Raw genomic sequence first — 11,331 nt, 5'->3', positions numbered from 1 at the left:
ACCCACGGTACCGTCACACTCCATTGTTTGTCTATAGTAAGGATTAGCTTGCGTGCTATCCCAGTAGTGTGAAATTTGTATGCCCGCCAATGTTCCAGAAGATGGACAGAAAGCAGCGTGGGCAACGCTGAAGTCCGCTCTCCAAGACCCACCGCAAAGCAAAAACATGGTGACGATAAGACTGCTCAGTACTCGCATGGTTATCTCCTCTCTCTAAAGGGTCCATTTTTTCTCCCTATCGGCTTAAAAGTCCTCCTTTTCGCAATCAGGAAAATCGACAACTCATCTCCATTTTCGCTGTGATAATTCATCGCCCCTCCTGCAGATTTGGCGATGATCCGGGCTGGCAAACTGATACCGGCAAAAAGGCCAGCACTGCAGAAAAGACTGAAAGAAACGAAGAGCGCTATCTGGTTAATGAACATCGGTTTCCTACCTTGCGTTCTGGTTTCCTTGACAGGTACTCGAAAGGTCGGTGATGGTGAGGTGAGGTGGGTTTAGTTGAGTTGAGGTCAGATGATAAGAACTCACCTTTCGCAGCCCTCAACGTCGATTTGGGATAGCTTCAAACCAGCTTAATGGGGGTGCCTTGTGGAAAGCCTTGGAGCCTATGAGGCGAGAACAAACCTCACCCAATTTCTGGAGTATGTCATCAAGGGCGCGAAAATAATGACCACAAAATAAGACTTGCCCGTAGCGATGTTGCAACCTGCTGCCCCCTCAAAAAGAACACCGGTGCGCGAGGTCAGCGATCAATTGAAACGGCTCCGGAGCGTTCATCGTCTCACGGTACTATCCATTCGTGATATGATCGCGTAAGGAAGGCGCTGATACGCGCTCGGTTTTTGGTCGAAAATTCCGTCGTCATGGCGTGGTGTTTCGCGGAGACCGTCCTATTAAGCCTTGCGCCCAACGAGGTCTCTGTGCCTGCCGGTCGTTTTGGATGACCTACGCGCGCTACTTTTCAACGGTGGGATGTTGCGGTTCGCCGCCACGGCGTCATCCTGGGCTGAGGCGCGCCGGCGGTGTAAACAGGCCGCCGATTTCAATCAGCAGCTTCAAAAGCTGCCGGGCCACTCACCCGCGCCCTTCCCGGTCTTCGACGATCCCCCCGGATATCTCTAGTTGAAGCGAATCGGAGGCCCGAATGCGGTAGCGTGGGTTGGCGTTTTTCCGGGCCGTGGCACTTGCGGTATAGCCTTTCGCTCAGTGCCGGAGCGAAATAGATTTTAACCCGGTTTCCGTTTCAGGCGCCCGGCCGGATGGGTTCGGGGATGATCGGTGACGGACCCCAGAGTTCCTCCATCCGGTTGGTTGTCAGCAACATAAATTCCGCGCGAACCTTCACAAGCTCTTCGTCGCTATGCCATTTCGCCCAAGATTCCAGATCGGCGAACTCCCAAGTGACGACACTTTGTTGGGAGCCGATGGCCGGTTTGTATCCGCGCAATTCGATGGGTCCCGGGGTGCTCAGGCAGCGCTTCATGGCCGACGGAATCCATTCATTGTACTCTTCCAATTTGCCAGGGGCGACGTCCCATTTTTGAACAAAAAGAACCATGATTCGACCTCCTTTTTTGATGGGATTGTGGTGTTGCTGGCCGGACATGAGGCCGATCTGCTGCGGCATTCCCAGAACGCTGTAATTCCAACTATTTTTTGTTATTTTCCTTTTATTCCTTGAGCAGTTACAATCTTGGATTTTTTATCCTCACCCAACTCCCTCTCCCAGCGGGAGAGGGAGTTGGAGGGAATCGAAATTAATGACCGTTCAAAGTATATGTCTGGATTTTATTACCCCATGACGAAGAGCCCCGGCAGCGGACGTGCTGGGGAATTGAACGCTGCTTATGGGGGTGGGGATCAGGCTGTTTTGGTTTTCCCTGACGGTCTGCCAGCGGTGGGTTCCTGGGGGGCCGCTTCGGGGCTCCCCGCTAAAACCAGCGCCTCCCACTGGGCGAAACCGGTGTCCATGATTTGCTTCAACCCGTCGCGCTGCTGCTTGAGAGCCCCCTGCCAGTGGCCGATGATGTCATCCACGCCATGGGAAAGCCCCATCTTTTTACCCAGGATACCGTTGAATTTGATAGTTTGGTCCTGGTAAACAGCCGCGACTTCAAACAGGCCGTTGAAAAAAGATTTCTGAAGCGCGATGATTTCCTTGACCATTTTACCGTTTTGCATGCTTTACGTCCTCCTTTTTAGAATGCGGAATGTTTTCCGCCAGGCCCTTTAAACCACCATCACATCCACCGCTGCCGGGCCTTTGGGCGCGGTCTGAATTTCAAAAACCACCTGGTCGCCTTCTTTGAGGGTCCTGCGTTCGTCGCCGATGATACCCGAGCAATGCACAAAAACATCCGCCCCGTTTTCCTCCAGAATAAAGCCGTAGCCCCTGTTTTGATCAAACCATTTGACAACGCCGCTGGCCATCTTGACATGCTCCTTTGGTTGCGCGTTCACCGCCACGGCAGTCGGTCCCAGACCGCGAGATGCGGGCGCCGGCCGAATGGCGCGTAGATCGAACGCGCGGGTCACTTTTTCGGAGTACTAACAGTATTCGACGCTGATCTTGCAGACGGTACCCCTTGCGCCGCTGAGCGCCTGGCGCTGCAGGACCCTGGCGCGGGACAGGGGGCGAAGGCCCTCCGGGCCTTGGGGCACCCTGGAGCCGCCGACGGACGCGCCTCTGGGCCAGAATAAAATGGTCTGCCCTTCGGCGAGGGCCGAATTGAACGCGGGGTTGCAAGTAAAACAAATCCCCTTTTCGGTGCAGGTGGTCATTTCGGCATCGAAGGTTTTATCCGCGCCGGGAAGACTGCAGACGATGGGAATTTGGGGCGCACGCCGACGGAAACCCGCTTTTTTCACCTTGCCCCCCTTTCCCCAACGGCCCCTCGCGACCGGTTGGCGCATTTGGGACGTTCCAAGCCAGCCCGGAGCTTTCCGCTTGCGAAAGTCGCTGGTTCTCTTTTAGTCCAGTTCAAGGACCGCGACAATCACCACAAGTGGTTATTTTGCGGCCGGAAAACGACGAGAGGACCGTCTGGGAGAGGGGTAAGGGGCGCTAGGCAAGACGGTTTGGCGGCCTGGGCGCTTGGGGAAAAACGTTCCGGATGGGGGCTGCCGGCCGGCCCGGCGGATTCAGAATAGGCGTCAGACGCGGGCTGCCGGCGGCGGAAGATCAACAGACGCGGGGGACTCTGCGACGGGGAGGGTCAGGGTGAGACAGGTCCCGCGGCCCTTTTGGGCGACAATCTCCAGGGTGCCGCCCAGCATCCGCGCCCGCTCGTCCATGGCGGCCAGCCCCAGGCCTCTTTCAGCCACATGGCGCCGCCAGTTCTCTTGAATGTCAAAGCCGCGGCCGTCGTCCTGGATCTGAAGGACCACCTGGCCACCGTCTTTACGGACCTCCACCGCAATCTGGCGCGCATCGGCATGTTTGCGGATGTTGTTGAGGGCCTCCTGAAAGATGCGGTAGATAATGATCTGGTCGGCGGAGGAAAACAGGTCATCGACGTCGGTCAACTTGAGGGACGGGGCGATGCCGGTTTGGTTTTCGAAATCGTAGAGCATCCACTTCAGGGTCGCGCACAGTTTGAGGTCCTCGATGATCGACGGACTCAAATCGCGTGACAGGTTGCGCATGCTTTCGATAATGCGGTCGACGAATTGCAGGATGTTTTGACACTCGGCTTTCAGCTTGCCCTGGTCCTTGCGCAGCCGGTTGACAGCGGTGGCCAACTGCAGTTTCAGCACGGCCATGTTCTGGGCCAGGTTGTCGTGAATTTCCAGCGAAATGCGCCGGCTCTCATTTTCCTGGGCGGCCAGCAATCGGGAGGAGAGAAAGCGCAGGCGCTTTTCCGATTCCCGCAGGGATTTTTCGGCCTTTTTGCGCTGGGTGATGTCCTCGACACAGCCTTCCAGATACAGCGGCCGCCCCTTTTCACCCCGAACCTTCCAGACCCGAAATTGCCCCCAAAAGGTCGACCCGTCCTTCTGGCGGTAGTGGATTTCGGTTTCCGTGGGATTTTCGCTTGCCAGCACCAGCTGTATTTTGGCGGGCCGATCGGCGGGATTGGCGTACAATTCCAGGGCGCTGCTCCCCAAAGACGACAGCAGATCCTCAGGGGTGTCATAACCGAACATCTTGGCAAAGGCCGGGTTGACGGTGAGCAGCTCGCCGTCCACGGTGCCCTGAAACAGGCCGAGGACCGTGTCTTCGAACATTCGACGGAATCTTTCCTCACTTTCCCTCAAAGCCTCCTGGGCCTTTTTGCGCTGGGTGATGTCCTGGAGGCAGACAACCGCCATGCGGCTTTTCAGGGGGCCCAGCGGCGCGGTGGAGACCAGCAGATGCATTTCATCCGGGGCGCTGGAGCTGCCCAGCGGCAGCGCGGCCTCGACCTCATGGTGGGCCCGGCCGGTTTTCAGGGTGTCCTCGACGATGACGCGCACGCTGCAACTCTCGCAGTGGGGGCCGAAGCCGCAACCCCGGGGGTCATCCAGGGCGTTGCGGCATCCCAGGGCCTCCCCCCCCGGAAGGCCGATGATGTCCTCCTGGCAACGGCCGGTAATCGCCAGCGCTACGCGATTGGCCCGGCAAACCCGGGTTTGCGCATCCACCAGGACGATTGCCACCGGGGCGTTTTCGAAAACGGCGACCAGCTCGGATTGGCTTTTGCGCAGCGCCGTTTCGATCTCCTTTTCCTTGGTGACGTCGCGGGCGCAACCGACCGTGCCGACCATTTCGCCCTTTTCGTTAAAAAAAGGCGCCTGATGCACATCGAGCACGATCGCCCGGTCCCTGACCCAAACCTCCTCCACAAAGCGCAGCGCTGCCTTGCTTTTTTTGACAGCGGCGTCTGAATCGGCCCACTTTGCCCCGAAAGCGTGGCGATAACCCGCCGCCCGCTCGCGCTGGGCAAAATAGCGATCCGTTTTGCCCATGGCCGCATCCGGGCTGCCGCACATCAGGAGTTTGTCGCAGATCGCCTGATTGGCCAGGATGTAACGGCCGTTTAAATCCTTGGCCCAGATCAGATCGGGCACGGTATCGACGGTCAACCGCAGCAGGGCATACAGATCGCCATACTTCCGATCCTTTTGCCGGGCCTGGGCCTCGGCCTGTTCGCGGGTTTCGATTTCCCGCTGCAGCTGCTGGTTGGCGATCATCAGCTTGGCCGTGCGGGCCAGCACGCGCCTTTCCAGCTCCTCATGGGCCTCTTTGAGGGCCGCACCCGCCTGCAGGCGCGCGGTGATGTCGGTCACCGCGGCGATAAACCCGACCACCCGGCCTTTCAGATCCCGTTTGTAGTCCCAGTCGACTTGCAGGTCGAGGATGTGGCCGTCTCTGGCCCGGATCCGGGTTATCCACTGGGTGGCTTCGGGCCGGTCCTTGACGAGGTTGGCAAGGCGTCGGCCTATGCCCTCTTGGGCCTCCCCGGAAACCTGAAAATCGCTGATCTTGCGGCCAAGGATTTCGCCTTCACGATACCCCAAGAGCCGGCTGAGGGCGGCGTTGGCGAATGTGATCGTACCAGCGGCGTCTATTTCCAGAATTCCGTGGGAAATGGTCTCGACAATGGTGCGATAGCGCTGTTCACTTTTGTATAGTGCCTCTTCGACTCTCTTTCTTTCGGTGGTCTCGGCCGTCAGCTCCACCACCGCCGCGATGCCGCCATCGACGTCCAGGATCGGAACGCCCTGGACATACCAGTGCCGGCCGTCGGGGGTCTGCTTTTCGGCTGCCTGGTGGTGGCCGGTTTGGCGGGCGCGCACCACCAGGCAGCCCTTGCAGGGCGTTGCGCGTTCGGCCCAGACCTCGTGGCAGAAGCGGCCGGTCAGTTCCTCCCGGGAAAGGCCGGCGGACTCGCATGCCGCCCGGTTGGCCCACAGCACCCGCATCTGAGCATCATGAAACACCACATGCTCCAGCAGGCTGTCGAAAATGGTCTGCGGCCCATCCTGGGCGCGGGCCAGATCCGCCGTTATGCGGCTGCAACCCGCGGCCAACAACTGCCCGCATGGGCTCTGGCGCCGAAGCTGGTTCAGCTCGGCGATGAGCTGCGCTTTGGTTTTGTAACGATCCTTCATGGGGTCCCCTACCGGGTGTCGCTCGGGTGCGGATTCGCCTGAAAACGTTTTTTTATTTCATAGCCCAAAACAATAATTTTTTAAACTTTCAGATCCCCGCGGGGGGCATCAAAATCGAAAAAGCCGGGACGTGCCGCGGCATCCCCAACCCCCTGCGCGCCGATCGCTGACCGCGGGCCCGGACTTCCGGGGCAAACAAGCCGCAACCAGGGCGACAGTGGGCGTTTTGCTTTGACAACAAAAACAAGATGTATCAAGTTGGGTGGGGAAATTTCGGTTGCCCCGTCGCCAGCTTCACGATGCGCCGCAGCGGCTTCGGGACCGCGCCCGGGACCACAACCGGGCGCTATTTTGAAAGCGGCCATGCAATCGACCATTGGAGGAAAGAGATGCTGAAACTGGGAGAGAAAGGCGCCATCCTGCAGCGCGACAAAAAAACCTACGCGATTGCCCCCCATATTCCCTGCGGCCTCGTGACGCCCGAGCTGCTGCGCAAGATCGCCGATGTTTCTGAAAAATACCACGCCCAGGCCATCAAGATCACCGGCGCCACCCGGATCGCGATCATCGGGCTCGAGGAGGAGGTCATCGACGAGGTCTGGCAGGAGCTGCAACTGGGCGTCGGGGCGGCGGTGGGGCTCTGCGTCCGCAGCGTCCGCTCCTGCCCGGGCACGACCTACTGCCGGCTGGGCCAGCAGGATGCGCTGGGCATCGGGATGAAACTGGACAAACGCTATCACGGGCTGGAGCTGCCCGGCAAATTCAAGATGGCCGTATCCGGATGCCAGCTGAGCTGCGCCGAGTCATGGGTGCGGGATGTCGGTTTGATCGGCAAAAAGGAGGGGTGGCAAGTGGTCATCGGCGGCAATGTGGGCGCCGCCCCGCGCATCGGGCAGGAGCTTCTAGCGGGTCTCGCAGATGAGCCGGTGTTGCGGGCTGTCGACCAGGTTGTGCGCTTTTATCAGGAAAACGCCAACAAGGGCGAGCGCCTGGGGAAAATGATCGACCGCATCGGCCTCGAGCCGTTCAGGAGTGCCGTCGCCTGAGGATGTGGTGTTTTTTTAAACTCCGGCGTCGCCAGGGCGCTGCGCCAACGGCTGCAGGGTCAAGGAATCCGGTGAACCATGACACCCAAACGGACGAGGGCCGTCGGCGCCAGCTCTATCCCGAGGCCCGGACCGGAAAGCGCCTGGGCGTTTCCCCCGGCGCCGAAATCCACATCCTCGACCGCCAGATCCTCGGCCAGCAGCCTGCGGGAAAAAGACCCCTCCAGATAAATGTGACCGGGGCAGAGAGCGGCCAGTTGACGCCCTGCTGCGGCAAGGATGGCCGTCTCGCCCACGTGGCTTCCGATTTGGCAGGCAATCCCGTTTTGGGATGCAAAATCCCAGATCGCAAGGCTTTTCAGAAACCCGCCGCACTTGGAAAGCCTCAGGTTGAAGCCGCGGCAGGCCCCTGCGGCCACAATCCGCCGGGCATCCGCCATGCTGCAGAGGGATTCATCGGCAATCACGAGGACCCCGCCCGCGTCCGAAACCCGCTTCATCCCGTCGAGGTCCCCCTTGGGGACGGGCTGTTCGATGGCACTGATCGCCAACGTGCGGGCCCGGCCGAGAAAATCCAGGGCTTCCTCAGGGGTGTAGCCGCCGTTTGCGTCGACCCGGATATCCACCGACGCCCCCAGCCGGACGCGCACGCGCCGGATGCGTTCCAGATCCCTTTCGACGCCGGCGCCCACCTTGATCTTCACGAACTTCATACCGAGGGTCGCCGTCAGGTCGAGCAACCGGTCGAAGAGCGCGTCCGAAAGAAGCGGCAGAACAGCCGAATAGGTGAAGCGATCGGCACCGCCGCCGCTTAAAACTTTCGCAACGGGCAAGCCCACCCGGCGGCCCCAGAGGTCGAGGCACGCGATCTCGATGGCGCACAGCGCGGACGGGAAGAGACGGGCCGTCGGCGTCTCACCCAGCTCACGGAGAAGGCCCAAGAGTTCGCTCACGGAATCCACGACCCGACCGACAACCAGATGCCCCAGGTCCCGCACGCTCCCCAAGCAGCCGTCCAGGGTCTCACCGGTGACGTACTCACGCGGTGTCGCCTCCCCATAGCCGCAGGTGCCGTCCGCATCCCTGGCGATGACAACGATCCCCTCGGCCCGGCTGCGTTCGGCCAGACTATGAGAAACTGGCAGCCGGAACGGGATGGCAAGCCGGTAAAGACACACTTCCCTGATTCTCACCACCCTGCCTCCAATCGATGTGGGGTTCAAGGTCTCGCACCGCATCCTTCCACTGGTACCACTGCTCCGGATGGCGTAGGATGTAGGCCTCAAGGCTCCGCCAGGCGGCGCTGCCCATCACGATCTTTTCCTCGCCGTCGGCAATGGGTTCGATGCACAGGGTGAATCGGCCCCCATCCCGCCGCATGAGTCCCATGATGACAGGGGCCTTGGTGCGACGATAGAAAAAATCGAGGGTCTTGTCGCGGGGCACCAAATGGCCGAAGACCCTCACGGTGCCGCTGCGGTCGGCACGCCACTGTTCAAACTCGTCGCATTCGGTTATAAGGATGCGACCCTGCCGGATGGCCTCGAAAGCACGGAAGGCCACGTTCGGCTCGCCGGCATCGATGATCATGACGTCCTGTTCCTCTGCCCTTTTGGCCAGCGCCTCCTTCAGCCGCGAGGTCTTGAAGCGGCAGATCATGGCGACTTTGTAGCCGTTCATGGCAAGGGCCAGCGGCAGATACTCCACGGCCCCGAAATGGCCCGTGACCAGGATCCCGCCCCGCCCCTCGGAGGCAATCCGGTCAAGCTCGGCGACGTTTTGGATCGTCAGGCGCTTTGCAAGATAACGCAGCGTCCAGGCGAGGGACTTGTGGGCCAGGACGAGCTTTTCCAGATAATGCTCGAAGACCCCGCAGGCGGCCTTCAGTTGCATCCAACGCAGAACAAGTGTGCAATGGCTGTCACCAAAAACATGCGAAATGCCGAGGCCTAAATTTTGTCTTTCTTTATGACGAAAAGAAAAAAAACAGATGCCGAGAAAATAAAGATACGCCCGGAGAAACCGGATGCCCAAAAATCGCGCGAGAATCACATTGAACCAAAGTTGAAAAAACTGACTGAGTCCCATGGCCGGTTTGGAAACGTTTTCAGACATGCGCCTTTCCTCCTTTTATTTTCCAAAAAAAGCGTTCCTCCTTCGCCCATGAATTTCGTCGGGATAATTCATATATCGTAATATTTGTTTTTTTTATGAAATTTTTATACCAAATGTAACCCTTGGATTCGTTTTATCGTTTTTTAACCTGCATTATGTTATTCTGTCGTTTTTAATACACAATATATGGGTTTTCTTTTTGCCGGGATCGTTGTAGGATTAATTTTAAAATAAAACTCATTTCTTTGGGTCCCCTTTTTGGAGACGCTGAACGGGGCTCAAAATCACCTCTGAGCCAAGCGCAAAGACCTTCGCGTCACGCTTTTTTGACGACCCTGAACATCAATTTGCTGACGGTGCCAATCGACCGGCAGCATACCCGCCGTGCCGCCGAGCACGGCATCGAAACCACCCCTTTTCCTTATCTGTTGGATCATCGCACGCAGCCTAATGAGAGCTGCTTAAAACAGGTTCAGCCGACATGTTCGAGACACCCAAAGAAGCCTGCCACCATCCGATCGATGATCGTCACAACAGCTGCATCAATTCCCTGGCGGTCATCGATTACGTTGAAAAAGAACAGCCGGGTGCAAGTAAAATTCTCCTGGCGGGCCTGGATACGGAACTTCCCGGGGTCAAGGACCCGAAGGCGTTTCTGTCGGATCCTAACAACTGGATTTCTGCTCCCCTTCTCGCCCTGCTTTACGAGCGTGCCAAATCGATCCTCGATGACGCGGACGCGCCCCGCAAGATAGGATTTTATTCCGTCACGGGAAAACGACTCGGCTACATCCAACGAATCCTACTGGCCGCTCTTGGCGGGCCGGTGATGGCGCTGCGGCAAATCCAGCGCGTGAACGACCATTTCAATCGCACCAAGCGCATCGAGCTCGTGGATTTAAAGGGTACCACGGCCACGACCCGTCTCCACTGGAACCCCGATATCCCCCTGACCGAAGACTTCTGTCACTACAACAAGGGGATTTACGAAGCCGTTCCGGTGATCTGGAGGCTTCCGCCGACACGCCTGATCGAGACGGAATGTTTCTTTCATGGCGGGCGTTACTGCGAGTATCGATTGAGCTGGAGCAGGGGCAGCATCGCCCGGTTCTTTTTTCGTCTTTTCGCCCCGTGGAAGGTCGCCCGGGCGAGCATCGCGGAGCTGGAGCAGGACAAGGCGATCATCCGCAAAAAGTACGAGGAGGTTAATGCCCTAAACGCCGCCCTCACCACCAAGGTCGCGCAGCTGGAAGGCCTTCACGAGACCGGCAAGGCCCTTCTCTCCACCCTGGAATTGGACGCCCTGATCGAGATCGTCCTCAAACGTCTGATCAAGGTGGCGCATCTCGACCGGGCGGGTGTTTTTCTGCTGGACGAATCGCTCTCGAACCTCACGCTGGTCAATGCGGTCGGGGTGGAAAAAGAGGTCCTCGATCGCCTCAAAGGCTACTCGGTCTCCATTGGGAAGGAACGCAACATCCTCGCGAGATCCGCCCGGGAAAAACGCCCCTTTTTCCTGGCGGACGAAAAGATCGCTTCGTTGAACCCCGAAAACCCCCTCCTGAAGGTCTTCAAGCCCTCCTCCTTCATTCTCGTTCCACTTCTCGCCCGTGGTGAGACCATGGGCCTCCTCGTGGGGGATAGCAAGAAAGGCCGAACATCCTCAAAGATAGACCGGAATTTCATATCGAGCTTCGCCAACCAGATCGCCATGGCCTTGGAGAACGCCTCCCTCTACCAAAAGCTGCGGGAGTCGGAACGGATGTACCGGGAGATCGTTGAAAATTCTCAGGAGGGGATCTGGGTGGTGGACGAGACCGGGTGTATCCGGTTTGCCAACCGTACCCTGGCCCGCCAGATCGGCTACGAGGATCTCACCGGGATGAGCATCTACGATCTGGTCGCGGAGGAAGGCAAAAAGAAGTTTCTCGGCCTCATCCGGGAAAACCTGAACGAAAAATCAGCGCGGGGCGAAGTGTCTTTTGGAAAAAATGGCGGCGGCATCCTGCCGGCGCTTGCCAGCAGCGTGCCGCTGTTCTCCGGCAAGGGCTATCGCGGCAGCCTCATCATGGTG

General features: G+C 58.5%; 9 protein-coding genes. 2 read left to right on the top strand and 7 right to left on the bottom strand.

The window, feature by feature from the left end; all coding sequences use genetic code 11:
* The 5 genes from LJE63_13585 to LJE63_13565 form a co-directional block, all read right to left on the bottom strand.
* Positions 1-198, bottom strand: a 198-nt coding sequence (locus LJE63_13585; protein MCG6907638.1) for a hypothetical protein, incomplete at its 3' end; no start/stop codon positions are given.
* 1,048 nt (positions 199-1,246) lie between these two features.
* Positions 1,247-1,561, bottom strand: coding sequence for a hypothetical protein (locus tag LJE63_13580; GenBank protein ID MCG6907637.1), 315 nt, complete (start codon positions 1,559-1,561; stop codon positions 1,247-1,249).
* 302 nt (positions 1,562-1,863) lie between these two features.
* Positions 1,864-2,184, bottom strand: coding sequence for a hypothetical protein (locus LJE63_13575; GenBank protein ID MCG6907636.1), 321 nt, complete (start codon positions 2,182-2,184; stop codon positions 1,864-1,866).
* Positions 2,185-2,232: 48 nt separating this feature from the next.
* Positions 2,233-2,433, bottom strand: coding sequence for a cold shock domain-containing protein (locus LJE63_13570; protein ID MCG6907635.1), 201 nt, complete (start codon positions 2,431-2,433; stop codon positions 2,233-2,235).
* A 723-nt stretch (positions 2,434-3,156) separates the two neighbouring features.
* Complete coding sequence (locus LJE63_13565) at positions 3,157-6,096, bottom strand: PAS domain S-box protein (GenBank protein MCG6907634.1); 2,940 nt, start codon at positions 6,094-6,096, stop codon at positions 3,157-3,159.
* A gap of 389 nt (positions 6,097-6,485) precedes the next feature.
* Here LJE63_13565 and LJE63_13560 point away from each other — a divergent pair, with 389 nt between their 5' ends.
* Positions 6,486-7,142, top strand: a complete 657-nt coding sequence (locus LJE63_13560) for an NAD(P)/FAD-dependent oxidoreductase (GenBank protein ID MCG6907633.1) — start codon at positions 6,486-6,488, stop codon at positions 7,140-7,142.
* 59 nt (positions 7,143-7,201) lie between these two features.
* On the opposite strand, the gene LJE63_13555 is transcribed toward LJE63_13560, so the two are convergent.
* Both LJE63_13555 and LJE63_13550 read right to left on the bottom strand, forming a co-directional pair.
* Entirely contained in the window at positions 7,202-8,335 is a 1,134-nt protein-coding gene (locus tag LJE63_13555; GenBank protein ID MCG6907632.1) for a hypothetical protein, read from the bottom strand.
* Positions 8,271-9,230 carry a lysophospholipid acyltransferase family protein gene (locus tag LJE63_13550; protein ID MCG6907631.1) on the bottom strand — a complete coding sequence of 320 codons (960 nt, stop codon included), beginning with the start codon at positions 9,228-9,230 and terminating at the stop codon, positions 8,271-8,273. Before LJE63_13550 ends, LJE63_13555 begins: the two co-directional genes overlap by 65 nt.
* Before the next feature lie 508 nt (positions 9,231-9,738).
* On the opposite strand from LJE63_13550, the gene LJE63_13545 reads away from it, so the two are divergent.
* Positions 9,739-11,331 (top strand): PAS domain S-box protein (locus LJE63_13545; protein ID MCG6907630.1); only part of this gene is annotated, 1,593 nt, incomplete at its 3' end.

It is taken from the genome of Desulfobacteraceae bacterium, from assembly GCA_022340425.1.
Lineage (GTDB): Bacteria > Desulfobacterota > Desulfobacteria > Desulfobacterales > JAABRJ01 > JAABRJ01.
The sequence above is the reverse complement of the archived record's forward strand: the minus strand, read 5'-3'. Positions and strand labels throughout refer to the sequence as shown.

Bases quoted from the DNA above. Each gene is read 5' to 3' on its own strand.
- LJE63_13565 (MCG6907634.1), bottom strand. From the start codon at position 6,096: ATGAAGGATCGTTACAAAACCAAAGCGCAGCTCATCGCCGAGCTGAAC.
- LJE63_13580 (MCG6907637.1), bottom strand. From the start codon at position 1,561: ATGGTTCTTTTTGTTCAAAAATGGGACGTCGCCCCTGGCAAATTGGAA.
- LJE63_13550 (MCG6907631.1), bottom strand. From the start codon at position 9,230: ATGGGACTCAGTCAGTTTTTTCAACTTTGGTTCAATGTGATTCTCGCG.
- LJE63_13560 (MCG6907633.1), top strand. From the start codon at position 6,486: ATGCTGAAACTGGGAGAGAAAGGCGCCATCCTGCAGCGCGACAAAAAA.
- LJE63_13570 (MCG6907635.1), bottom strand. From the start codon at position 2,433: ATGGCCAGCGGCGTTGTCAAATGGTTTGATCAAAACAGGGGCTACGGC.
- LJE63_13575 (MCG6907636.1), bottom strand. From the start codon at position 2,184: ATGCAAAACGGTAAAATGGTCAAGGAAATCATCGCGCTTCAGAAATCT.